Source organism: Methanobrevibacter thaueri, assembly GCF_015062905.1.
Taxonomy (GTDB): Archaea; Methanobacteriota; Methanobacteria; order Methanobacteriales; family Methanobacteriaceae; genus Methanocatella; species Methanocatella thaueri_A.
Map to the genome: position 1 here is coordinate 1 of NZ_SUTK01000024.1, position 26173 is coordinate 26173.

Annotated in this window: 23 protein-coding genes and 1 pseudogene; 12 read left to right on the plus strand and 12 right to left on the minus strand. The window is 35.2% G+C overall.

Going from position 1 to position 26173, the window contains the following annotated elements; all coding sequences use genetic code 11:
• The 4 genes from E7Z79_RS06090 to ung form a co-directional block, all read left to right on the plus strand.
• On the plus strand, positions 1–605 hold a 605-nt coding region (locus E7Z79_RS06090; RefSeq protein WP_303739079.1), incomplete at its 5' end, for a toxic anion resistance protein.
• Between the two features lie 2 nt (positions 606–607).
• Entirely contained in the window at positions 608–1063 is a 456-nt protein-coding gene (locus tag E7Z79_RS06095; protein ID WP_303739080.1) for a hypothetical protein, read from the plus strand.
• Between the two features lie 32 nt (positions 1064–1095).
• Positions 1096–1569 (plus strand): pyridoxamine 5'-phosphate oxidase family protein, encoded by a 474-nt coding sequence (locus E7Z79_RS06100; protein ID WP_303739081.1) that lies wholly within the window; start codon positions 1096–1098, stop codon positions 1567–1569.
• Entirely contained in the window at positions 1570–2259 is a 690-nt protein-coding gene (ung, locus tag E7Z79_RS06105; RefSeq protein ID WP_303739082.1) for a uracil-DNA glycosylase, read from the plus strand. It begins immediately after the preceding gene.
• Between the two features lie 2 nt (positions 2260–2261).
• Here the strand turns inward: ung and E7Z79_RS06110 are convergent, their stop codons facing one another.
• Positions 2262–2861 carry a hypothetical protein gene (locus E7Z79_RS06110; protein ID WP_303739083.1) on the minus strand — a complete coding sequence of 200 codons (600 nt, stop codon included), beginning with the start codon at positions 2859–2861 and terminating at the stop codon, positions 2262–2264.
• 199 nt (positions 2862–3060) lie between these two features.
• A complete protein-coding gene (locus E7Z79_RS06115; RefSeq protein WP_303739084.1) occupies positions 3061–3627 on the minus strand; it encodes a hypothetical protein in 567 nt (188 codons plus the stop codon).
• A 457-nt stretch (positions 3628–4084) separates the two neighbouring features.
• On the opposite strand from E7Z79_RS06115, the gene E7Z79_RS06120 reads away from it, so the two are divergent.
• Both E7Z79_RS06120 and E7Z79_RS06125 read left to right on the plus strand, forming a co-directional pair.
• The gene (locus E7Z79_RS06120) at positions 4085–6442 is read left to right on the plus strand and encodes a transglutaminase domain-containing protein (RefSeq protein ID WP_303739085.1); all 2358 of its coding nucleotides are present in this window, start codon (positions 4085–4087) and stop codon (positions 6440–6442) included.
• 622 nt (positions 6443–7064) lie between these two features.
• Positions 7065–9686 (plus strand): transglutaminase family protein, encoded by a 2622-nt coding sequence (locus tag E7Z79_RS06125; protein WP_303739086.1) that lies wholly within the window; start codon positions 7065–7067, stop codon positions 9684–9686.
• Between the two features lie 33 nt (positions 9687–9719).
• On the opposite strand, the gene E7Z79_RS06130 is transcribed toward E7Z79_RS06125, so the two are convergent.
• The 4 genes from E7Z79_RS06130 to E7Z79_RS06145 all read right to left on the minus strand — a co-directional run bounded on the left by E7Z79_RS06130 (position 9720) and on the right by E7Z79_RS06145 (position 13703).
• Positions 9720–11015: a TIGR02710 family CRISPR-associated CARF protein gene (locus E7Z79_RS06130; RefSeq protein ID WP_303739087.1), complete on the minus strand. Its 1296-nt coding sequence runs from the start codon at positions 11013–11015 to the stop codon at positions 9720–9722.
• A gap of 9 nt (positions 11016–11024) precedes the next feature.
• On the minus strand, positions 11025–11708 hold the full coding sequence (locus E7Z79_RS06135; protein ID WP_303739088.1) for a hypothetical protein: 684 nt from the start codon (positions 11706–11708) through the stop codon (positions 11025–11027).
• 144 nt (positions 11709–11852) lie between these two features.
• The gene (locus tag E7Z79_RS06140; RefSeq protein ID WP_303739089.1) at positions 11853–13238 is read right to left on the minus strand and encodes an MFS transporter; all 1386 of its coding nucleotides are present in this window, start codon (positions 13236–13238) and stop codon (positions 11853–11855) included.
• Positions 13239–13253: 15 nt separating this feature from the next.
• Entirely contained in the window at positions 13254–13703 is a 450-nt protein-coding gene (locus tag E7Z79_RS06145; RefSeq protein WP_303739090.1) for a MarR family winged helix-turn-helix transcriptional regulator, read from the minus strand.
• 470 nt (positions 13704–14173) lie between these two features.
• On the opposite strand from E7Z79_RS06145, the gene E7Z79_RS06150 reads away from it, so the two are divergent.
• On the plus strand, positions 14174–14353 hold the full coding sequence (locus E7Z79_RS06150; protein ID WP_303739091.1) for a hypothetical protein: 180 nt from the start codon (positions 14174–14176) through the stop codon (positions 14351–14353).
• On the opposite strand, the gene E7Z79_RS06155 is transcribed toward E7Z79_RS06150, so the two are convergent.
• Positions 14345–15157, minus strand: a complete 813-nt coding sequence (locus E7Z79_RS06155) for a hypothetical protein (RefSeq protein WP_303739092.1) — start codon at positions 15155–15157, stop codon at positions 14345–14347. The genes E7Z79_RS06150 and E7Z79_RS06155 overlap by 9 nt on opposite strands.
• A gap of 77 nt (positions 15158–15234) precedes the next feature.
• Here E7Z79_RS06155 and E7Z79_RS06160 point away from each other — a divergent pair, with 77 nt between their 5' ends.
• On the plus strand, positions 15235–16686 hold the full coding sequence (locus E7Z79_RS06160; protein ID WP_303739093.1) for an NAD(P)/FAD-dependent oxidoreductase: 1452 nt from the start codon (positions 15235–15237) through the stop codon (positions 16684–16686).
• Between the two features lie 181 nt (positions 16687–16867).
• Here the strand turns inward: E7Z79_RS06160 and E7Z79_RS06165 are convergent, their stop codons facing one another.
• From E7Z79_RS06165 to E7Z79_RS06175, 3 genes are all read right to left on the minus strand, one after another.
• Positions 16868–17827 carry a PLP-dependent cysteine synthase family protein gene (locus tag E7Z79_RS06165; protein ID WP_303739094.1) on the minus strand — a complete coding sequence of 320 codons (960 nt, stop codon included), beginning with the start codon at positions 17825–17827 and terminating at the stop codon, positions 16868–16870.
• A gap of 94 nt (positions 17828–17921) precedes the next feature.
• A complete protein-coding gene (locus E7Z79_RS06170) occupies positions 17922–18407 on the minus strand; it encodes a hypothetical protein (protein ID WP_303739095.1) in 486 nt (161 codons plus the stop codon).
• A 94-nt stretch (positions 18408–18501) separates the two neighbouring features.
• A complete protein-coding gene (locus tag E7Z79_RS06175) occupies positions 18502–18930 on the minus strand; it encodes a hypothetical protein (protein WP_303739096.1) in 429 nt (142 codons plus the stop codon).
• A 475-nt stretch (positions 18931–19405) separates the two neighbouring features.
• Between E7Z79_RS06175 and E7Z79_RS06180 the strand changes: the two genes are divergently transcribed.
• The 4 genes from E7Z79_RS06180 (at position 19406) to E7Z79_RS06195 (ending at position 23778) form a co-directional block, all read left to right on the plus strand.
• Positions 19406–20983 carry a hypothetical protein gene (locus E7Z79_RS06180; RefSeq protein ID WP_303739097.1) on the plus strand — a complete coding sequence of 526 codons (1578 nt, stop codon included), beginning with the start codon at positions 19406–19408 and terminating at the stop codon, positions 20981–20983.
• 126 nt (positions 20984–21109) lie between these two features.
• Positions 21110–21739 (plus strand): TetR/AcrR family transcriptional regulator, encoded by a 630-nt coding sequence (locus E7Z79_RS06185; protein WP_303739098.1) that lies wholly within the window; start codon positions 21110–21112, stop codon positions 21737–21739.
• Complete coding sequence (locus tag E7Z79_RS06190; protein WP_303739099.1) at positions 21736–22842, plus strand: radical SAM/SPASM domain-containing protein; 1107 nt, start codon at positions 21736–21738, stop codon at positions 22840–22842. The genes E7Z79_RS06185 and E7Z79_RS06190 overlap by 4 nt, the downstream gene beginning before the upstream one ends.
• 102 nt (positions 22843–22944) lie before the next feature.
• On the plus strand, positions 22945–23778 hold the full coding sequence (locus tag E7Z79_RS06195) for a transglutaminase domain-containing protein (RefSeq protein WP_303739100.1): 834 nt from the start codon (positions 22945–22947) through the stop codon (positions 23776–23778).
• 165 nt (positions 23779–23943) lie between these two features.
• On the opposite strand, the gene E7Z79_RS06200 is transcribed toward E7Z79_RS06195, so the two are convergent.
• Together E7Z79_RS06200 and E7Z79_RS06205 are read right to left on the minus strand one after the other, a co-directional pair.
• A complete protein-coding gene (locus tag E7Z79_RS06200; RefSeq protein ID WP_303739101.1) occupies positions 23944–24540 on the minus strand; it encodes a hypothetical protein in 597 nt (198 codons plus the stop codon).
• Positions 24541–25078: 538 nt separating this feature from the next.
• A pseudogene (locus E7Z79_RS06205) lies at positions 25079–26158 on the minus strand (RNA-guided endonuclease InsQ/TnpB family protein); the annotation flags it as partial.
• Between the last annotated feature and the right edge of the window lie 15 nt (positions 26159–26173).

Here is a 26173-nt window from a genome sequence, read left to right on the forward strand (position 1 = left end):
CAGACATTGAACTTGGAAAACAGATGGATGCATCAATTGAAGCCCAAATCCAAACTGCCGAAATTGAAGGTGTGGACCAAAATAAAATCGATTTTGTTCGTGAAGAGATATTGTTCCCGTTAAGGCAAAGAATCATGGATATGCAACAGATGATTGTTGTAAATCAACAGGGAATCGTTTCACTAAATGTAATCAGACGTAACAATAAGGAATTGATTCGCGGAGTCAACCGTGCAAAGACTGTAACCGTATCCGCTTTAAGGACTGGTGTGATGGTCGCAAGTGCACTCTATGACCAGAAAATTGTCATGGACAAGATTACTATCTTAAACCAGACCACAGAAAACATCATAGAAACAACCTCCCACATGCTTAAGGAGCAAGGCAGTGAAATTCAAAAGCACAGTGCGGAAGCCATGATTTCACCTGATGTTTTGAAGGCAGCATTTGCAGAAGCATTGCAGGCTATTGATGATGTAAGCAACTATAAAGTTCAAGCATTGCCTCAAATGAAGGAAACAATCAATATGTTTAGCGATATGGCTGATGAAGGTCAAAAGGTTGTTGAAAAAATAGAGACCGGAAACAATAACATTTTAGAATAGATATGAATCTTACAGATAAAATTAAAAATTCATGGTGGGTAATCCTTTCGTTTGTCTTCATTTTAAACGGTGTAGGATTCATTTATATTGGATCCAAGCACAACAACCGTAATTGGATTATTGAGGGAATTATCTATGAGGTTCCATGGTTTTTCTATTTTGCATTATTTGGAATCTATGGGCTAAGCTATCCAACAAGCACACTTATCTCTCTTGGACTCATATTGATGATGATAAGTATAATACGCTCAGTGTGGGTGGCAGTCAAGCTTGGTTATGTCTATGACAACTATGAAAAGTACACCATTAAGCAGACTAACCTGAATACTTCAGCCAAAAATAATAATACTAATAATAATGCTACTAATATTAATAAAAAAGACGATAACATTTCAAGCATATGCTGTTGCATATGCATAATCGCCGTCTTCATAATATTTGCAATGTCTGCCCTATAGTCATTCTTACTATTTTTTAAAATGGGATAAATATGATGTTTAGAAAGATGAGAAGGCAAAAGCAGGAGCTTTCAAAAGAAGAATGCATCAACATATTGGTTAATGAGCCTCGAGGTGTTCTGGCTCTGATGGGAGATTATGACTATCCATATGCGCTTCCCATGTCACATGTATATGTGGACGGCAAGATCTACTTTCATGGAGCAATGAAAGGCCACAAACATGATGCCGTAGAGAAAAATGATAAAGTTTCATACTGTGTAATGGATAAGGGAGTCAAAAACGATGACGGCTGGTCATATACATTCAAAAGCATCATTGTCTTTGGCAGAATCAGGTTTTTGACAGACAAAAAAGAGAAAATTGATAAGTTAACATATTTGGGGGATAAGTTTTTCCCAACCCACGAGGAAACCGTCAATGAAATTTCAAGGCTTTTGGATAGGACGGAAGTCTTTGAGATAACTATTGAGCATATGAGCGGCAAAATAGTTCAAGAAAAATAGATGGGAATTAAAATCATGATAGGCAATGACTGGGACAGCGTTTTAGAGGATGAATTTAAAAAGGACTATTTTTTAAAGATTAAAGAATTTGTAATCGAGGAATATGAGACAAAAACAATATATCCTCCTCGTGATGAGATATTCAATGCTTTCAAGTTCACTCCATTAGAAAACGTCAAGGTTGTCATCCTGGGACAGGACCCATATCATGAAGCGGGCCAGGCTCACGGTCTTGCATTTTCAACACCCGACGGCAGACCTATTCCAAGGTCACTGAAAAACATCTTCAAGGAGATTAATGAGGAATATGATTATCCTATTCCAGAATCAGGGCGCCTTGAAAAATGGGCAGAACAGGGTGTTTTTTTGCTGAACACGGTTTTAACGGTTGAAGACGGCAATGCCAACTCACACAGCAAATGTGGTTGGCAAACATTCACAGACAATGTAATTGAAATATTGAACAATCAGAAACAGCCTATTGTATTTATGCTTTGGGGAAAACAGGCAGAAAAGAAAAAGGAACTGATTACAAATCCCAATCATCTGGTTTTAATTACCTCACACCCTTCACCTTTCTCAGCAAGGCGTGGTTTTTTCGGCTGCAACCATTTCAGGCTGGCCAATGAATTTCTAAAGAAAAATAAAAAAGAAGAAATAGATTGGAATCTGGTCCAACCCTTTTTTTAAGATTAATTCATTACTCCAAAATTGACACCATTGCTTCCAACAGATACAAATGAATGATGCCCCCTATCCTGTGTCGGATAGTCTGATCTTTGTGATTCAATTGCATTGATGAGATTATAATTTTGATATTCGTCATTCAGGATGTCATAGAATTCCTCATGGGTGAAGTTGGAGTCAGATGCTGATTTAACTACCTCTTTCACGTTTGGCGTTATTTCATTTCCCCTCCAGGCGATGTAGTAGAATTCCTCTCCTGCAGAAAACCATAGTTTTGAATTGTTTGCGTCATCATGTCTGTCAAATGATGTGAAGTGGACGGCGTCATGGCCTTCAACATTGACCTTTTTGGCCTGGTTGTGCTCTATGAAGTATCCGTACAGTTCCATTATTGCAGGATTGACGTAGCGTACAGTGAAAACATCAATGTCCTCATCGTATTCATACATATGGAAGTCGCTTTTGTAGGGATTCTTATATTCCGGAGGTATTTTGAACTCTTCATATCCAACAGTAGCAGTTGTCCAGTTAGAAGAATCTATAGCGCATACTGCACTCATGACTATAAACAATGCCAGAAGGAAAAATATGATTTTTCTAATCATGGTAATATATTATAATTATAATATTAATAAATAATTTGAAAAAAATTCGTATTTTGAATATTTCCTATAGTGGGGTGTTTAGCTAAAAAAGAGTATAGTGTTGTAATCGATTTAAATGCAAAGCCTGACATTTTAAATCGAAGATAATATTAATATTTCTAATTTGATTGGATGTCTTTTAAATTATTTGGGGGAGAATTCATATGACAATTTCAAAGTCGATTTTTCTGTTTTCCCTTCTCCTTGAGTCCATGTCGACAAAATCATATACCAAAGGGTTTCTGATTAATATTTTCCATACCTCATAGGTTTCTTTGAGAAAATCGTCCCTAAATCGGATGTGGTTTTTTATGATTGGGCATTCATATGGAAATTCGCTTGCATCCAACACCAGATGAAACTCTCCGTTTTTGGATATGTGCGGCACCAGCGGAAATGTCCTGCACTGTATCGGCCTGATGCTTCTGTCACACCTTGGTGGATTTTTGCATTTGACAAGACAGACATCGCCTTTCCATGAATGGGGGAAATCAAGCTCTTTTGCATCAATGTAATAAAGTTCAAATTCGTCGCTGTCCTCATACATCAGCTCTTCACCGGGCATGAGGAACAGTGCAAGGTCCTCATTGGGATACTCTTCACTGTCAAAGACACAGCATATTTCACCGCACAGTTTTCCGCAATCAAAATCTACAGGTGAAACCTTGTCCAATCTTTCATAAATTTTTTCAATCGATTTTTTCATTTCATCTGCTGAATTTTCCATATTTTCTTAATTGTTTTTGAGATTTAAATAGGTTATCATGGGCCAAATGCCAAAAAAATAATTAATTTGATAAAAATACTTTAATTCTTATCAAAACAAATAAATACTTGTTATTTATGATGCAATTACTGTCAAATCAATTATTTATCATAAAATAAGTATATATTATGGGTATTTTTATATTATGACTGTTCTAATTATTATTTTAAGTTTTAGATACTTTTAGTTGTTAAAATGATATTTCCTATATTTTAATCTTTTTATAATGAAATTCAATAGAATACTATTTAAAAGCTTAATATTTATTGCTTATTAATGTTATTTTTTAAAATTAAGCGATTTTAAATCGATTTAGCCAATAAAAAGCTTTATATAAGATATTTGTAATAAATATTGGTGAAGTGAGTTTAAATCTCACGGACATTGTAATAAAATTCTAGAAAGGGGGTAAAATATTTTGAACAAGAAGATATTACTCACAATGCTTTTGGCATTAATTTGCATCATGTCAATTAGTGCAGTTCAAGCAAGTGATGTTAATATAACAGATTCAAATACAATTGGTTCTAGTGATGACGCAATCCAAATTGGAAGTGAAAGTCCGGCTAGCGATGTAGAATCTGACAATTCAAATACTTTATCAACTGACAATGAAGAAAAGGTTTTAGAAGATAATAGTAAAAACCAGACAGAATTGACAGAGCCAACAAATACTGTATACTATAAGGGATCCTATGATGTGACATTGAAGGATTCCAATACAAACGGTTCATTGGCAAATAAAGTTGTTAATTTTGTAATTAATAAGGTTAATTATACTGCTAAGACAGATGATAACGGTATTGCTAGCTTAAATCTGACATTAAATCCTGGAAAATATAGTGCAATTGCATATTTCGCAGGTGATGATGCATTTGAAGCCAGCAATAATTTAACTTCAACAATTGAAGTTTTGCCAACAATCAAAGCATCAGACATCACAAAATACTACAAGGGAAGTACACAATATAGTGCTACCTTCTATGATAGTGATGGAAAGGTTTTAGCAAATAGGGATGTTACTATAACTGTAAATGGAAAGGCATACACCAGAAAGACTAATTCCAACGGTGTTGCAAGCCTTCCGATAGACTTGAATCCTGGAACCTATAAGGTCATTTCAACCAATCCGGTTAACGGATACAAGTTAACCACCACTTTTAAGATTTTACCTACCATTGATGCAAAGGGCTTTAAAAAGGCTTTAGGTGACAACTTGAATAAGTTCACCGCAAAATTCTACAAAAGCAATGGGAAGGCTTTGGCTAATAAATATGTTAAGTTAGAGCTTGACGGTAAAACTTACAAGGTAAAAACAGACTCAAAGGGTAAGGCAAAGATTTCAATCAAGAACCTTAAGAAAGGTAAGCATACCATTGTCTGTTACAATACTGATGGTTATAAAAAAACAGTTAAAATCAAGATTTATTCCAAGGTATCCACCAAGTTTATAACCAGTGATTACACTTTCCTTACAGGTGACTCTCCAAAGTATATTAAAGCCACCTTAAAGGATGATTTTGATCATGTTCCTTCTTCCGGAAAAGTTGTCAAAATCAATTTCAATGGAAAGACATACACTAAAAAAACTAATGGAAAAGGAGAATTTTCCCTTAAATTGCCGTCCGTTAAAAAAGGTCTGTATACTGTCAAGTATACATTTGATGGTAAAGATGCCTATAAGGCTTCTAAAGCATCTTATTTGGTTACAGTGCTAAGTACTAAAAATTCCAAATTGACAGTAAAAAGCACTACAACCTTCGGTTACGGTGCAGGTACTCAATTAAAAGTACAGGCTACAGCTGGAGGTGTTGCTTTAGTTAAAAGAGCATTGACCTTTAATATTGATGGTAAGAGCTACACTAAAACTACTGACAACAATGGATTTGCTTCAATTCCTATTAACTTGGATATTGGTAATTACACTGTTAAATATTCAATAAATAAGGAATCCAAACTAAATGCCAAGTCCGTTACCCTTCCAATTGTAGTGAAAGAGAGAAATGCTACAAAAATTACTTGGAAAGGTGAAACCTCATTTAGCGATTCCCCACAAACAATTAAAGTGTTATTGACAGATACCAATGGAAAGGCAATTTCAGGATTGACTGTTAAAGCAACTATAAATTCTAAAACATATTCTGCAACTACAGACTCAAAAGGATATGCGACAATTAAGGCATATGTTCCTGTAGGAAAATACAACGTTAACGTTAAGTTCAGCGGTAGTAATGATTACCTTGCTAGTTCAACATCAAATACCATTAGTGTTACAGTCTCAAATTACATCAAGGGCGTAATTGAGAAGAATACCATTAAGGATTTGACCGCTTATCTTAAATCATCTACCAACTGTCAAGTTGGAAATTCAAAAATAAAGTCTTTGGTAAATTCATTAACTAAAGATTTAACTAGTGATTATGCAAAAGCGGAAGCAATTTTCGACTATGTAAGGGATTCAATATCATATAGTTTCTATTATGATACACACTACGGAGCTGTAGGTACTTTGAATGCAGGAAGAGGTAACTGTGTTGACCAGGCTCATTTGTTAGTTGCTATGTATAGGACAGCAGGTCTTGCGGCTAGATACGTTCACGGATCATGTACATTCTCCAGTGGAAGTACATATGGTCACGTTTGGGCTCAAGTTTTAATTGGAGATACTTGGGTTTGTGCTGATCCAACTAGTACTAGAAACTCTTTTGGAAAAATAGTTAATTGGAATACACACTCTTATAGCTTGCACAGCAGATATGCAAGTCTTCCATTCTAAAATCTATTTTTTCTTTTTTCTTTATTTTAATTGATGAAGTATTTTTCTTACATTTTTTTTTTTTACATGACTCAACAAATTGTTGAAGCATCTGTTTTTGAAAATTCCAATTTTGGAAAAGAATAATAGATATGAAAAATAATTCTTGATTTCAATTGTTCAATTTTGCTGCGGGGATTTTAGAAATATTTTCGGCATTATTTAAATGAAATTAAAAAATTTTTATCGCTAACTCTAAAAACATTTTTTAAGGTTTATTTTTTAAAATAACAAATAAATCATGGCATTTTAATGGTTAAGGTATTTAAATGAATTGATTTAGAATATTATTTACTTAAAATTCTTGTTTTTATAAGTTATAATGTTTAAAATTAATATTTAAAGTACTATTTAATTAAACTGCTTAATAAATTATTTCATATGTTTTAAGCTTTTTATTGCTAAATTTAAGTAAAAATCACTTTAATGTATTATTTTCATAATGTATTAACCTTATTTTATAAAATTAAACTCATTTAATGAGATTTAGGTAATAAAAAGGTTTATATAAGATATTTGTATTATATATTACATAAGCGAGAAAAATCTCGTAGGATTAATTTTGTTATGGAGGTAAAATATTTTGAACAAAAGAATATTGCTCACTTTGGTATTTGTTCTGGCTGTTGCATTATCAGTCGGTACGATATATGCAAGTGATGCAAATGTCACGGATTCATATGCTGCTAGCTCACCTGACAATGAAATGATCATAGCTAGTGATGAGGCATCTGAGTTACAGGCAACTGAATCTGTTGTTGATAATGATTCATCAAATGATGTTTTAAAATCTGAAAATTCAAGTACTTTATCAACTAACATAGAAGACAGTAATGTCATAACAAGTGATAACAACAATAATGCCATATCAAACTCCATTGATATATCACAAACAATCACTGCAAAAGACGTTACTAAATATTATAAGGGAACTGCAAAGTATACTGCTAAATTTTTATATACTAACGGCAGTGCAGTAGCCAATGCTGATATTCAATTTATATTAAAAGGTAAACTTTATACTAAAAAGACCGATAGTAACGGTATTGCTTCCTTAGATCTTGACCTCGAACCTGGAACATATAGTGTTGTTGCTAAAAATATTTATTCTGGTTACTCTTTAACCAATACAATTAAAATTATGTCAACCATTGTTTCAGACGATTTGACAAAAGTGTATATGGACAGTAAAAAATATTCAGCCACTTTTCTTAAAAGCAATGGAAAAGTAGCGGCTAACAAGAAAGTAAGATTCCAAATCAACGGAAAAACATACAGTGTCAGAACTGACAGTAAAGGAGTAGCTAAGATATCCTTGAAAGATCTTCCTAAGGGAACTTATAAAATTGTATCATATAACAGGGATGGTTTAACACAAACTAATACTGTCAAAGTAGTTAAATCAGCAAAAACCTCATTAAAATCTTATAATTATATTTTCCTTACATCAGATAAAACTAAAAAAGTTAAGGTTAAATTACTCAATGAATTTGGTTATTCACCTGATAAGGGAAAAGTTATCATAATGAAAATTGATGGAAAAAAATACACTGGAAAAACCAGCACATACGGTAAGGTTAAATTTAAATTGCCTGCACTCAAAGCTGGTGTTTATAAAGTTAAATTCAAATTCCCAAAAACTGGTTATTATAAGGGAAGCAGTGTAAAATATAGAATTACAGTAATTCCATCTAAAGACCCTACTTATGTTGTTAAAAGCACAACCACATTTGGTGAAGGAGCAGGAACAGCATTCAAAGTAGCCTTGACATCTGGAAATGTCCCAATAGCTTACAAACAGATTAAGCTTACTGTGAATGGTCAATCATATGTCAAAACCACAAACGGCGACGGAATTGTTTCATTGCCAATTAATTTAAAGATTGGAACATACACAGTCAAATTCACTAATACGGCCAGTTCCAAAGTTAATGCAGTAACAGGGTCCACTCAGATTAAGGTTGTTAAAAGGACAGCAACTTCTCTTAGCTGGAAATCAGCAACTACCTTTTATCAGGGTACTCAATCCAGTAAATTGTTGCTTCTTGATTCCAAGAGCAAACCAATATCAGGTGCAACTGTTAAACTGACAGTCAACTCAAAAGATTATACTGGCAAAACTGATTCAAATGGTTATGTAACAATTAGTGCCAGCTTCACTCCTGGAACATATAGCGTTTCATATCAATTTGGCGGAGATAACTTAAATCTTCCAACTACTGCCTCAACAAAGCTGACTGTTAAGAAAATTGATACCATATCAATTAAGAATGTCGTTGCAGGTGCAAAAACAATCAAATCATATTTTGAGAAGAATAACAAATTGCCTACTACAGTAACTACTGGTGGAATCACATTTAAAACACCTGAATTCCTGTATGTTATGAGTGAGGCTATTGCAAACTTGGGTAGCTCCAATACTGCTAATGTTGCTATATTAACCGGAGTCAAAGCACCTACTTCACCTAGTGGAGATACTATCAATTCAGTTGAATTATATAAGAAAGATTATATAACTGTAGCTAAAAATGCGGTAACCTTTATTAAAAACAATAAACAGGCACCGAATTACGCTAACTCAGCTGTTGGAAAAATCATCTACAGTGAATTGGTCGATGCGTTCTCCAGGATTTTAGCATTTTACGGTAATAATGATAATTACTTACCAAACTACTGTGTAATTACATATGGTTCTGGATCTTCAAGTTCACAAGGGGGAACTGGTTTAAATGAGAAAAATACTGTAAAAGATACAAGTATTTATCTTAAATCTACAAGTAACTGTCAAGTTGGAAGTACAACTATTAAAAAAGCAGTAGCTAGTGCTATTGGCGACAGAACTGATGCTACCGCAAAAGCTAAGGCAATTTACAACTTTGTAAGGGATTCCATATCATACAGTTTCTATTATGATACCCATTATGGTGCTGTAGGTACCTATAACAATGGTGCAGGAAACTGTGTAGACCAAGCACACTTGCTCGTTGCAATGTACAGAACCGCAGGACTTCCTGCAAGATATGTTCACGGAACATGTACATTCTCCAGTGGAAGTACATATGGTCACGTATGGGCTCAAGTATTAATTGGTAATAATTGGCATGTTGTAGACCCAACAAGTTCAAGAAATTCATTTGGAACTATAGTTAATTGGAATACTAATTCATATTCCTTCCAAGGAACTTATGCAAGTCTTCCATTCTAGTTAACTATATTCTTTTTTTCTTTTTTTTTAAAATTAAGAATTCTTGTTAAATTTTAGTTTTAAATCAAATTTTGCAAATCTTGTTTGATTTAGGAATTTTTTCATGTCCTTATCCAATGAATAGGACAGATTGAGAACTATCTTTAGGAATTCGTCAAAGTCCTTTTTGGTCAGGGAATCAAGCCCATGGGCTAAAATGGAATAGTTTCTTTTTTTGGTTAAATCCTTGATTTTTGATTTGTTTTCAATGAAATATTTTCCCAAATCATTTCCCAGTTCATTTAAAAGTAGAAAATCTTTTTCCAGTCCGATTCTTATTTTTCCATCTTCCCTTGTTTTTTCAAGTTCCAATATGAACTCATCAGACACATTGTTCTGCTTGAGTATTGAAACGTCAATGTCTGAGCTTTTGATGTTATATTTTGTCAGTTCGATTTGTGCAATCAGTTCAAATGACCGGTATAATCGTGCTATCGCATCATCATACTTGAACTCTTCGGACCTTCTTATTGAATTATTAATCAGGCTTGCAAGAATATAGCAGTTTTTCAGATTGACTGATCTTGAGTTCATGATGTTTCCGAGGGCTTTCAGATTGAATTTGATGTCGTTTTTGATATCGCTTAGCTCAATGTGATTGGCATCAACTTTTCTTAGATTGTCATATGCCTCTTCAAAATCCATATTGTCCCATGCGTAATAGGCCTTGCAGAGATGCAGCAGTGATTCCTTATGGATGTTCAAGTCAACGATATAATTCAGCATATCAATGCATGCCATGAAACGGTTTGCATTGAAATTGTATCTGGTTCTCATAAGGACAAATTTGTCATATATCTTGTAGATGTTCTGGTAGTTGATTATTTCAGTTCCTCTTGAAACCTCTCCTGTTGACCTGTCTCCGCCCACTGAAATCAGGTCCTTTGAATAGAACATTCCGCAGCTGGCCATTGCCGCTGACATTGTTTTGGTTCCGGAAGTGTAATCCATTATTATTTTATAATCATTCTCATCATCAATGTAATCAAATTCCCATATCTTGGATTCATATGCTTCAAAACATGTATTCAAATCATCAATTGCACTTATTTCAACAATCTGATAATCCTCGCCGGCTATAAATTCATCGTTATCCATTGTGAACAATTCTTCAATATATCCAATGGTTTCCTTTGATTTGTCGGATGCAAAAAATACAACATGGATCGGACGAATCTTTTCAATGGTATAATATAATTTTCGGGCAAGAGTTTTTGAGCTCTCTTCGCTTGAATTTAAATTTGTGCCGGTTCCAACTGTCATGAACAGGACTACTTCCTTTCTTTTCATAGTATCACTTTAAATATTCTCTGCAATAAGATTGAATAATTCCTTGGTCTTTCCGGTTGCGGTGCTCTCCCAAATGTCTTCAGGTATCTCATACACGAATGTCGGATAGCCTGCCTGTGCAATAGGTTTTGAAACCAGAACGGCTGAGGTGGATTTGTATGTTTCATTGCCTGTCACTGGATAATAGTTGAAGTCGCTTCTTTCACTGATTTTTTCTGCAATGCTCACTGAGGAATCATCCATTTCTGGGGTGGCAAGGTAGAATCCTTCGCCGTAATCTGCGTTATGTGAATGGCTGATTATGACCGCATCTGCATCGGAAGCGGTTACATTCGGATTGACATAGTCATGCACCAGACTTTCTCCGTTTGCCCTTCCCTGCTCATAGTCTTCAGGGCTGTCGGTCACGGTCACCTTATAGTTGATTATCTTGACATTGTCGTTTCCGTATTCTCTCGCTGCTTGGATTTCAGGGTCCATTGACAGTGTTTCCCTTGGATGTATTCCGGTTATCAGGGCAATGCAGGTAGTTGCGTTTTCATTTCCAGCTGTTCCGACTTCCACTGTTCCGATACTTGTATTGGCAATTGTAGTGTATTGGATTTCAGGATATCTTGCGCTTTCAAAAAATACTATTCCGCCTATAACCAATAGGATCACTACGATAAATATTATCTTTGTTGACCTTTGCACATTTTCACCTTTAATAATATTTTTTTATTAATATCAATTAAAAATTTTGTGAAAATGAGAGGGTAAGGTGCAAAAATAAGATTTAAAATAAAAAAATAAGTGTATGTCCCGGCACAAAACTGCGCTCGGGACATATTATTCAGTTTATCGGTCTGTGTTGAACTTATCTGATGACCTGATTCCGACAAGTGACGCAAATACCGCCAGGATGCATGCAACGGTACAGATTAAACAGATGGTTTGTGATGCCTGTATAATCATAGCTGCATATTGAGGATCCAATTTCAGGCTGCCCATCACCCATGCGAACACCAATGTCAAAAGTCCCAAACTCATGGTCTGGCCTATTGTTCTCATTGTTGCCTGTGACGCTGATGCGGTTGGAGCATCCTTTGGAGGAACTGAACTCATGATTGCGTTCATGTTCGGACTTGAAAAGAGTCCCATTCCTATACCCTGCAATACCATTGCAAGAACGACTATATAAAGCGGGGTGTCGCCTGTAAGGAAGGTTAGAATCGCCAATGCTACAGCAGCTATTCCGATTCCCAATGCAGCCAGCTTTTGCGGATGAATCTTGTCTGAAAGCTTGCCTGCGTTAGGGGCCATAATTGCCATGATGATTGGGGTTATGATAAGTATCATTCCGGACATCTGTGCATTCCAACCCCTTACATACTGGAAGTGGTAGTTAAGGATTGTTGTCACTACCATAATTGCCAGATAGCTGCACAATGCTGCAATGTTGGATGATGTGAACTTCTTGTTTTTGAACAGGTTCATGTTGAATACCGGAGATTTTTGCCTTAGCTCGTACCATCCGAATATTATGAGCAGGATGATTCCCGCAAGTGTCAATATTTTGCCTGTTGTTGTGATTAATGTTGTAAATCCATAGATGAATGATAAAATTCCGATTCCATATAAAATGGAACCTGCAATATCGATTTTGTCTTTTTCATATGTTTTCCATTCTTGAGGTATCTTTAATATCATCAGGATGATGCACAATACCAAAAATGGAATTACAAAATAAAACATTGATCTCCATCCCAGGTTGTGGACCAGAAATCCGCAGATTACCGGTGACAGGGAAGTTGCCAGATATACTCCTGTCACTGTAAAGCCCAGTGCCTTTCCACGATTTTGCGGCTTGACCGCATGCACTACCATTGCCATTGCGGACACGTTAAGGAATGCTACGCCCGCTCCCTGAATTATCCTGAATATCAGGAATGATTCGGTTGAAAAGGATATGCATGCTCCGATTGAACCTATAAGGAACACCAGGATTCCTGCAAGCAGTGACTTTTTAACTCCGAACTTTCCTGAAATTTGTCCTGCAGGCACTGTAAATACAGCAACCACAAGGAAAAATATTGTTGGAATCCAATTCTGTATAACATTATTCATTGCAAAGTCCTGTGCTATCGCCGGAACACCTATTATTATTCCATTTGATAGAAAGACTGCAAAAAATGATGTTATGAATGATATGAATACTATATATGTTTCAAATTCTATTTTCATTTTTTCTCCCTCTTTTTAATTATCTTCAATGAGTTTCATTCCGTTTATGGCTATTTCTTTTATTCTCTTTTTTATTTCAATGTCATTGTCCGTTATTCCCACTTCTTTTTCCCATTCCCTTGATATCTTTCTGTATTCTGGAACCAGGTCTTTTCCTTTTTCTGTTGTATTCAGCATGTATTTACGTCTGTTTTCTGGATTGACCTGTCTTTTAATAAATCCATTGTCTTCCAGTTTTTTTAACGATTTGGCGATATTCCCCTTGCTTAAGCCAAACATATTTACCAAATCTTCCTGAGAACAGTCTGGATTGTCGTATATGAACATGATATATCTCACGTCATGACCCAAATCAAGTTCGTTGAATTTTGATTTCATATATTTCTGCTGGTTCAGGGATATATTATGAATCCATGCGATAAAAGGCGAAGTGTCTTTTATTGCCTGAAAACTTTCATCTTCCATATTTTTCACCTGATGATATTATGTTTTTTAAATAATATAAATGTTTCATATGAAACAGTTAAAAATGAAACAGTTATTTTCTTTCTTCAGAATCGATTATTATTTAAAACAATAACTTTATATACTATGTTTCAATGAAATCAATTTTACAAATCTACAACAATATTTTAAAGCCATTACAATTGGATTAACATTAAATAGGATAAGATAAATACTAATTATAGGAAATTTTTTCATCCATGATTTCTTGTTTGTGGCGATTAAATTGAAAAGGAAAATTATGGTGATTTGTAAAGTATCTTTATATCAATATAACGGTTATTTATTTTATGGTTATTTTAAATAAAATCAAGTTATTCAATCGACATTTGCATTAACACATATGCAATAGAATTTTAATGCAATATTTAATTGGGGATATATATCAAACACTTTAGTAATCAAATTTCATGCAATAAATGGTGGTGGCAATGAAAAATCATATTAGCGGCAGCATATACGATACATTTTACATAATGAAGGATATCAATTATCAGCTTAACAATCCACTGGATACAAAAAAAGCTCCAAAATTTGATTTGAATATCCTAAGATTCAAAAGCAAATCAAAAATCAGCAGGAATAGCAGAATCAAATTTATTTTAATCTAAAAGCTTGGCTATTACATATTCCCCAAGGAAAACGAACTGAATCTCAATTTTTTGATCATCTGCTATCATATTTCGTATGTTGCTGGCGCTTTTGACCTCATCAATTAATGTGTAATCATTATTTGCAACATAGCCAACGGTTTTGCCGTCATATACAACTGCCACCGCATCGCTGTCATGTTCGTTGTCATCATCCTTGACCAAACTCAAAACATCGCCTGTTTTAGGTGTGAAACCATAAAAGTCGCAGCCAACTACATTCACCAAAGTGTCATGGGTACTGTTCAGATATTCGCATTGCGCTTCAAATTCCTTGAGCCTGTCAAATTCCTTATAGGCAGTAAGATAGCACCTGTGGGCATCTACAAGCATCTCCAACGCTTCAAGAATCTCAGCCTTCAGAAAATAGACTTCAGAAGGATCCTCTCCATCGGGAAGATTGTCTATTGCACAGTCGATCAGCTTCAGGGCCTTGTCGTAGTTCGCTTCGGGGAAAAATGTGACCTTGGCCCATCCATACAGGCAGTTGGCCCTGTTCAGTTGAATGTCTGATGACTGGTGAAGATTAAGAGCATTGTCAAAGCACTCGAGGGATTCATCGAACCTGCCGAGATTTTCCAATATGATTCCCTTAAGGTTCAGATTGCCGTAGCTGTAATCTGTTTCCAATAACTTGTTTACTTCAATTAATGCCTTGTCAAATTCCTTTTCCTTAATCAGATGGTCAATTTTTGGAGTCTCTGAAACCTTAAACCTTGCCTGGCCGCCATCATCAGCATAATCAATATACAAGTAATCCTTCATAATATAATTTCTTTTTCAAATCATTAATTAACTTTTATATTTGAATAAAACAAATATTATTTAAGAGGTTGGAAAAAATGGATTATGATGTAATATATATTGGAAGCGGAAATGCCGCTTGGCAAGGTGGCAGATTCTTAAGAAAAGCTGGCCTTAAAATTCTGATTGTTGAAGAAAGCCTATATGGTGGAACCTGCGCAAATAGGGGTTGCAACTCAAAGGCACTGCTCGATGCTCCCTATGAAATCAAGGCATTGACCGAAAACTTTGAAGGCGTTGGAAAAGAGGGCGACTTTGATGTCAACTGGCCTGATTTGATGAAGCTGAAAAGGAAACGCATTGCAAACATGGCTCCGTTTCTCGACGGCAAGTTCAAGGAATACGACCTTGACGTTGCCCATGGAAAAGGGGTCATTTTAGATGAGCACACCGTTCAGGTAGGAGACGAAAGCTTCACAACAGACAAGATTGTAATATGCACAGGCCTAAAGCCGGTGATTCCAGACATTCCGGGTAAGGAATACATGCATGACAGCACAGACTTTTTGGATATCGACGATTTGCCGAAGCATGCCATAATAATAGGTGCAGGATTTGTAGGGATGGAATTCGCATCAATACTTGCCGAGGCAGGACTCAGTGCAGACGTAATCATCAGAGGAAACATGGCTCTGAAATACTTCCACCAACCATATGTACAGAATGTAATCAAGATACTTAAAGAAAAGAACATTAATTTCCATTTTAACCAGACAGTAACCGAAGTAATCAGCAATGTTGAAATCGATAATCCTCAGGATAAGGTATTGAACGTTGAAAATGCATTGAACTCAGATGAAGAGCTGAGGGATCCCGAAGCAAAAATTGACAATGTGGCCTATGAGGACGGATTCACTGTCAAGTGTGAAAGCGGACTGAGCCTGACAGGTGACTATGTCATTGCAGCAATGGGAAGAACCGCAAATGTGGAGGACATTGGTCTTGAAAATGTCGGACTGTCCTATACCAGCAAGGGAATCAAGGTAAACGGACACCTTCAGACTGAAGTTCCAAACATCTATGCTTCAGGTGATGTTGCAGACACAGGCATTGCAAAGCTTGTAACCGTTGCAATACATCACTCAAAATACCTTGCAAAGGAATTGCTTGGTCAGGCAGATGAGATAACCTATCCTGTAGTTCCTGCAGTCGCATATACTATTCCAAGGATTGCAACCGTAGGTGTTCCGGCATATGTGGCTGATGAAAGCGACGAATATGAGGTCCACACAATAAGATACGGAAACTCATATTCCCTTGAGCTCAAAAACGATCGGACCGCAGAGGCAAAGGTCATTGTGGATAGGGACTTGAACATTGTAGGTGCAGAGATATATGCTGCAGATGCTGAAAACGTGGCTAACATGTTTGCATTTATCATCAATAAGAAAATTACTCTTGAAGAGCTGGACTACATGATTTATGCCTTCCCTTCAAGCAGTTCAGTATGCCTGTACAAGCTGCACAATATCCATTATGATTTCAGTTAGGGATTCACCTCTAACATAATGTCATATCTTTATATTTCTTAAAATAGGCACTTTGATGAATATAAAGATTATTTTAATATCCGGTAAAAACTCAAAAAGATTCAATAATTCCTATCGGAAATCCGATAGGATTAATCTTCCTATCTTTTTTAGCATGTTTCGCAGCTAATTTTAAAAATAGTTATATTACTTCAAAATTGATTAGCTTCACTTTATTGGAATGAAGCTTAGGGTTTTCATCGATTTTTTCAGACAGTTTTGTAGTTATGTATTTCTTGTTATCATCCGGAAATACTGTTGCAATCTTCAATTCATCGCTGTCCATAAGGACACTTGCAAGGAAATTGGCTCCGCTTGAAATGCCTATTCCCAAACCGAACTCTTTTGCAATTCTTTTTGACATGTTGATTGCATCGCAGTCATCGATCAATACTATATCATCAATCAAATCTTCATTCACGATTCCAGGAATGAAGTCATCGCCGATTCCTTCTATCAGATGTGATCCTTCTTCCATTCCCATTTTAAGTATTGATAATGTTGACGGTTCAAGGGCAAATAGCTTGGCATCGGGATTATGGTCCTTTAGTCTTTGGCCGATTCCCATTAGAGTTCCTCCTGTGCCTATTCCTGAAACGAAAGCGTTTACATCGGGAAGCTCATCGATTATTTCCTGACCTGTGGTGCAGTATTGTGCCTGTGTGTTTAATTCATTATCAAATTGGAGTGGCTTGTATGCACCAATTTCCTCTGCAAAGTCATCAACCATTTCCAGAGCTCTTTTGAATCCACCTTCCTCTTTTGATACGAGGTGAACGTGAGCTCCATACATCTCAATGAGTTTCCTTCTTTCAAGGGATACCCAATCAGGCATGAATATGTGGACTTCATGGCCGAAAAGGGCACCTATGGCACTAAAAGCAATTCCTGTATTTCCGCTTGTAACTTCAATAATCGGCTGTCCATCAGCCAAATTGCCGTTTTCCCTTTCTTTTTGGATAATGTATAATGCAATCCTGTCCTTTATGCTTCCGGTATAATTGTAGTATTCGAGTTTTGTGTATATGCTGCCCTTTTTCCCTTCATATTCATAATCGATCTTAATCATCGGTGTGTTTCCAACTAGCTTTTCAACATTCATAATTATCCAATCCAATTCAATATTAAACTAATATATATCTGTATTTTAAATGTAATATATTTTTTTGAAAAAAGTTCCATGCTCCTAAGGTCCGTCACCTTGTCCACTGGTATGCCCTTCGAGGTGACCCGTCCGCCACATATATTGTGCCGCACTTTTCAAAACCGTTTTTCTCGATTTGCTTCTGCATCACAACATTGCTTGCGTGGGTGTCAATTCTTATGTTTCTGTAGTTGCTTTTGCAGTATGTTATGGCGCACTTGAATATGCCGTGTACCTTTCCGTCGCTTGCAATTCTATGAACGGTGACATATTCATCATCGTTTAGCCATTCGCCATTTTCGATATGTTCATATGTTGGCTCTGAGCCTTCAAAAAGGGCAAATACTCCATGAGGATTTTCGCTTTCACATATCAAATGGCAAACTCCGTTGTCAATGTCGCTTACAATGAGATCTTTTGAGGAGTATCTGTGGCCCCACTGATTTGGATTTCCGCTTTTAATCATGAAATCCTGAGCGGTTCTGTAAATCTTCATGATTTTCGCCAAGTCTTTATGATTTGCCTTTCTGATATGCATCAATATTCCTCCCAATACGGTTAATCTAATTTTTAAAAACAGAAATATTTAAATTTTGGGAGTTGTCAAAAAAAGAAAAAAAAGAAAATTGTACTTATTTTGTAAATACAATTGATTTTGCCATGTCTATTGCATCAGCACGGTCGTCATATCCTACGACTACCATGATTCCGTCGCCAACAGCCATAGCGCCGTAAATGTTATTTTTCTTGTAGACGCGGATGTCACCGTCTTTTCCGTCAGGATTAAATCCTGAAGATAATTCGAATGTTTTATATTCTGCATCATCCATTTTAGGATTGAGTGAAGAATCTTCTGAATAAATTAGGAAAAGATTTTTGTCAGCATCAAGATAAGTTATGACGCCGTCGGATTCGGTTTTCTCAAAATCAGCGCCTTGAATAACGTCCATTTTGAATTTACCGTCAAAATCCTGATTTTCAAAAGTTGTGGCTGCAATTGCAGATATGGAAAATGCACAGGCAACCGCCAATATTAATAGTACTGTCAGATGCTTTTTCATTTGTTTTACCTCCAGTGTTAGATGTTAAATTATTTATTAAATTTCTTATATATTATTTACTTTTTACTTTTTGAATAATTTGTTACAATCAATTTAATTTCCATTATATTTTTTATTATTTTGTTTAATTTTGATATAATATTTATCAGAATTTACTTAAAAATCATTTATTTAATTTGTTATAAAGCAAAGATACGGACATTCAATTAATTAGCAATGAATAAATGATTGATTTTAGTTAAACAACAGTATAATTATTTAATGAATAAATTGGGTAAAAATTTCTAATTAATATAAATTGAATGAACAATATTTATAAATTAATTTTTTTGTTACTAATCTGTTTGTCGAATATTAATATTGTTAAATATATATGATATCTTTTGAATTTTATAGCTAATTTTATATATTTATAAAAATAAAAATGTTGTTATAGGATTAAGTTCTTATGCTTAAATTAATTTAAGGGGATAACATGTTTAAGAGAAAATATATTTTAATACTTCTATTGTTGATAGTAAGTATCTGTGCAATATCGGCGGCCAGTGCAGCGGATAATGCTACTGATAGCATAGCTGCTGATGATGCAAATGCTGTTGATATAGTGGCAGCTGATGAGGCAGCTGATGAGATTTCAACTAATTCTGAAAATGATTTAGAAAAGGCAGCAAATGAAACTAGTGATGAAGGTGATAAATTATCTGTTAGTGAAGAAGATTCCGAATTAACAGCTGATCAATCTAATGATAAACTTTCAATGATATTTGCTAATTGGTATACTATTGACCTATTTGATACTACTATCAATTCTGATAAAAAAGAAGTAATTTACTGTTATATTGAACCTTGTTTAATAAGTGGTTCTATAGGATATGATTTTAATTTTAATGTCTATGATAGAAATTCTAAGGTAGTTTATACACATCATTATCAAAATACAAAAACAGAAAAAAGAGACTATCCAATGACTATTGCAAAAAATACTTTAACTCCTGGAATATATGTTATGGCAGCAGAAAATACATATGATGGAATTACTATGGATGTTGCATACTTATTTGTCAAAGGAACTGCAGATATCACTGTCTCTGATTATAATTCAAATTATATGTCAGGTGCTAAAATGACTGCTACCTTAACTGATAAAGTAACTAAAAAACCGCTGACTTCTTTAAATGTTGGTGTAGTATTTACGAAAGGAAAAACCAGTGTAACAAAATATTACACACCTAATTCAAATGGTCAAATTTCTTTTGTACCTCCTGTTGGGGCAGGAATGTGGACGGTACAATTTGTTCCTCTTGAACCATTTGTTTCAGGGTCTGCTTCTAAAACAATCACCATTAAAAAATCTGGTGTTTCTGTCAAAGCAATGAAAGTTAAAGAATACAAAGGTTTTAAAATGAAACTTAAAGCTACTGTAAAAAGCAATGGCAAAAATGTTAACGAAGGCAAAGTCATGTTCAAAATCAATGGCAAAAAATACTATGCCAAAGTTAAAAATGGAGTGGCCACTAAAAGCATCAAATTGAAAAAGATTAAGAAATACTACTACTCTGCTAAGTTTTTAGGAAATGACAACCTGTATAAAACGGGCAAGTCCTTTTCAAAAGCTATACTTAAAAAAAGGTTTAGTGTAAAGATTTATGCTCCGAACCCAAAACTATATGCTGGCCAATCAAAAAAATACACCGTTTTAGTGAAAACTACAACTGGTAAAAAAGTCAAAAACGGCTGGCTTAAATTTCAAGGAAGAAATGGAAAATACACTAAAGCAAAAGTCAAAAACGGTAAAGTGCGCGTATGGGCGACTGGTACTTTGAGTGACGTCTTTGTAAAAATGCATGGGGACGATGCAATATATAAAAAATCTGTAACTAAAAAATACAAGATTAAATATGTTCCAGGGTCTCACAAATACAAAGCTGCAAAAGTTAAATACAAAGGCACTACCAAGTTCAGATGTGACCAATGTGGAAGAACAACTACTCATACTGGTCATGGATATTGGGGACCATACTTCTACCATATCTACACAATATATGTGATTTAGTGTGTATATTATGAGTTTAAAATAAATAGCGTAAGCTATTTATCTTTTTTTATTTTTTTTCATGGTTTTAGTAAAGTTTATATGAGATGTCATTGATAGTATACCTAACGAACGGTAGGTAGGATAATGAAAACGAAGGAAAGGATATTTGATGTATCATTAGATTTATTTTCTAAAAAGGGATATGATTCAGTTTCGCTTAGGGAAATTGCAGATGAAGTGGGAATTAAGAAAAGCTCAATATACAGCCACTATTCATCAAAAGAAGCCATATTGATGGACATATTTGAGTATCTCACAGACATTTTGGAAAATGATGAAATGCTCAACAGTGAAGAATTGGATTTGTCGCCAAACAATGAGATTTTGCTTGAAAACCCAGAACTGTTCTATCATAAGGGATCAGAAGCCATAAGGGAAATGTTTAGCATGCAAAGAAACCTGAAGATTTGGAAGCTGGTATTCATACAGATGAATTATGATGACAATATCAGGATGTTTTTCCATGATGAGATATTGATGAAGCCCCTGATATTCTGGAACGAATTCTTCACAATCCTGAAGGAAAAAGGGGTAATAAGGCAGGATATTGATTCTAAACTCCTGGCAAAGGAGTATTACAGCTTTCCCATATATCTTCTTTTGGAAATTTGTTCAAAATATGAGGATATTCCTCAGGATTCGCTTGATGATTTTTTCAGACAAACGGAAGAACATGCAAATTTCCTGCTTGACTGTGTAAAGGTGAAAAAATGACCGGTTCAAATTTTGATATTCAGGAATACTTGTCAGAAGGTGTTGAATCCATACTGAAAGATGCGATGCGCGCCACTCTTAAAAATCCTAAGGAAAGCATTTATCTGCTCAAATTTTCAAAACATGCAAGAAAGGCAACAAAAATAAGGCAGAGATATGAGCAGAATGGCAAAAATATTCCTGCATTTCTAATTGCAAGCATCACAAGCAGCTGCAACCTGCATTGCACAGGATGTTACTCGAGGGCAAATGATGCATGCAGTGACGATGAGCCTGTAAATCAGCTTTCGGGCGAACAATGGGATGACATATTCAGGCAAGCAAAGGAAATCGGAATTAGTTTCATAGTTTTAGCTGGTGGAGAGCCTCTGATAAGGGAAGATGTAATAAAAAATGCAAGCAAATATCCTGAAATACTCTTTCCAATATTCACTAACGGAACATTGCTGGGAGAAGATTATATGAAGCTATTTGACGATAACAGAAACCTTGCTCCAATCCTTTCGATTGAAGGTGGCGAAGAGGTGACCGATTCAAGAAGGGGAGCGGGGGTCTACGGTCAGTTGATCGAGTCCATGAAAGTGATGAAAAGCAAAAATATCATATTTGGAGCTTCACTTACATTCACAAAAGAAAACATATCCTCGCTGATTTCGAACGATTTCATCAATAAGCTGCATGATTTGGGCTGCAAGGTCGTATTTTTCATTGAATATGTGCCTATGAATACTGAAACGATTGAACTGGCTCCGGGCGACAGTGAAAGGGATTTGCTGTTTGGTGAAATCGATCGCCTTCGCAATGATTATCGGGACATGCTTTTCATGTCATTTCCGGGCGATGAGAAACTTTCCGATGGCTGTCTGGCAGCAGGAAGGGGTTTTTTCCATATAAACTCCCATGGAGGCGCAGAACCTTGTCCCGCTTCACCGTATTCGGATACCAATTTATGTGAGACTTCGCTTGTCGAAGCACTTGATTCCAACCTGTTCAAATCCCTTAGGGATGGAGGCATCCTTATGGATGACCATGAGGGCGGCTGTGTCCTTTTTGAACATAGGGAGGACGTTGAAAAGATATTGCATAAAAATGTAAAGATTTAAATAATAAGTCAAATATAACCTTTATAATAAAAATAAAGAATTTTTATGAATTTTTTATAAATTAATATTGGAGGTATTTACATTAACTATAAGTTGATAATCATGCTGATGGGATTATGTTTCTTTTTATCAATCGCATGCGTTTCTGCAGACGATTTTAATGAAACAGGCAATTTCACGGAATTAAATGATTTAATCAATGATGCTGATGATTGTGATATCAATTTAACAAGCGATTATGGATATGTTGATGGAGATGAGGATGTAGTGATTTCAAAATCAGTCACCATCAATGGAAATAATCATACAATTGACCATAATGAATCTGCTATTGTCATAGATGCTAATGACTCCAATGTAGTTTTTGAAGAGGTTAACTTCTTAAATTACAGGTTTGATCTTTCGAATAATACCAATATGAATTTGACATTCATTGATTGTTCTTTCACAAACCCTATTGGCAATTATTCAGATTCATCAATAACTATTAACCTGTATGATGGAGATTATATTACAGGAGAGATATCCCCTACAGTTAGACAGCTTGCCCAGTCAATTGTAGGAAATCTTACAGGTTATGAAGCCGCTTATGAGCTTGCCGTTTGGGTGGGCAAAAATATCAAACATAAAACAAGAGCAGGATTTTACCAAACACCCGACATGACCTTGGAGCTAAGGCGCGGTAACTGCTGCAGTCAGACGGACCTGTTCCTGCATATGTGTGCTGCGGTAGGTCTTGACAAGCAACACAAGCTATATTATGTTCATGTCGGTACCATGGAATTTGGGCACCGTCATTTCTTTGCAATGATTGACAACATAGTGATTGATCCCGATTCAAGATCATCTGACCCTTGGGGACATGCATTAATTGAGCCCTTTGAATTTTTCAGGATCACTCCATATCCGTACTTGCCTATTCCTAGAGAGTACTGATTAAAAAAGGCTAAATTTAACTTAGAGAATATACATCTAAGTTAACTTATTTTTTTAAAAAGAATTAAGTTTCCATAAATTAAAAGAAGACATGAAATTTTAGTAGGTTTGTTAACTCAAGCATCATTTAACGATGCTTGAAATTAAGTATAATTGCATCAGTAATTATCTGAAAAACCATTTGAATTCTATTTCAAGATTTGGGTCTATTTCCAGGACCTTTTCGGAAACATAATCCCTTAATTTTAATAAGTTTTCCTCGGAATCAGAGGTAATGTAAATGATTTCAGGCAGAATTTCCAGATTTTCGGTTGATTTTCCTTCAAGAGGTCTGAAATTAGGCTTGAATCCTTTGCAATATCCATACTTGGTATTTGTGTATTTCAATCCATCGATTTTTTCAAACGTACCCCTTTTCAAAAATTTAACATTGTCAAATTTAATGGCGACCTGAGCTCCATACTTAACGGTTACCAGAAACTCGCCTGTCTCTTCATCCCTCAAAACATAATCTATTTTGAGACCGTTTAAATCATTAATCAAATTTTCCACTTGTTTATTTAATAATGTGTCATTTTCAGCTATTATCTTAAAGAAAATGATGTCATTGGATATATTGCTTGTATCTATTGGTTGTTTAGAAAAATAAATATAGGAAGTTGTGTCTTTGGCTTCAGTTGCATATTGGGATATGATATCATTTACATCGGATACCTTTGAACAATTGATAATGCCTAAAATAAAATTTCTCTTAACTGACATGAATATTATTTTAGTTTTTCTTGTAATAAATATGTTACATATATTGCATTTTTTGGCATATCATGGCGATTTTGAAATTCTGAATATCTATTGATTTGCTTTCATGGTTTCAAATTGTTCGTCACGGCTTTTTAACGTAAAAGTCCGAAAACTTGGCCATTACCGGGAACCGATCATGAAAGCAATTACAAAAAGCGTAAATATCCAACTGGATTCCCTGCTTGTGAGATTAAAGCTTTGCTCAATTGAAGGTAGAACAGGGCCGATTATGCCCGTATCCAGAGAACCCATGAAGACTCCTATCAGAATAGTGCGAGTATCAGATTTCGTGTTTTTGTGTCTAAAGTTTTCGATTTCATGTTATTTTCACTTATGGTTAATTTGTCGGCAGATTTTCTGAATATGTGTCAAATGATTTAAAGATACCTGTTTTCAGTTCTATATTTTTTCTTTAAAAAACTTTGTTTGAACCTCTCCGACCTGTAGAGGTCGGAGATTCTTAGGTAATCCATTCTATATGAATGGAAAATATTCTAAGCTATCCCCCAGGTCCCCTAGGTTCTGTTTTTAGTGTTTTTAACCCTTCGTTTAAGATGTTGATTGCTGCGTTGTGGTCTCTTTGATGTTGTGTGCCGCATTTTGGGCAATTCCATTGTCTGTCTTTTAGGGTTATGTTGTTGTTTTTGTGGCCGCATTTGTGGCATGTTTTTGTGGAAGCGAACCATTGGTCTATTTCGATGAATGTTTTACCGTATAGTTCTGCTTTGTATTTGATTTTTTGTTTTAGTTTATACCATGCGGCATCATGAATTCCACTGCTGACATGATGATTTTTTAGCATTCCTTTGATGTTTAATGTTTCCATTACGATTATATCGTATTCTGTGACTATTTTTTTGCTTATTTTGTGGTGGAAATCGTTTATTATGTTGTTTCTTTTGTGTTCGAGTTGTTGTAGTTTTTCTACGGCTTTTAGGTAGTTGCTTCCATATGGTGATGATTGGAATCTGCGGGATATTATTTTGCGTTGTTTTTTTATTTTATTATCTAAATCACGGGTGTCTGGTTTGGCTATCGCCTCTCCCGTTGATAATGTGATATAATTTTTTAACCCAACGTCAATTCCCACTGCTTTACCGGTTAATGGAAGCGGATCTATACGGATTTCAATTCTATAAGTCAATATTGCAAACCATCTTCCCTTGTCATATAAGATGGTTACGGTTTGTATTCTGCCGATTATTGGTCGCAGACCACGCAGTTTGATGAAACCGTATTTATTTAGTCTTATGTAATTGCCTTTGAGTCTAATGCTGTTGTTTACATTTTTAAGGGTAAATGATTGTACTGGATTTTTTAATGTTTTAATCCTTGGTTCACCGGACAATCTTTTATCATAGCGTTTATATGCTCTTTGTAGGCGTTGTGTAGACTCTTGTAAAGCAGTAGAGTCAATTTCATATAGAAATGGGTTTTCATGCTTTAATTCACGCAAACAATCATTATAAAAACTCCTATTTATCCTAATCTTTTCATCCTTAGATTCAGGGCAATTCTTATCAATTATTTTATTGTGGATTCTTGCTTGCCTTACTTTTTGTCTAACGTTGTTGCTAACAAAACGGGAAGCTCA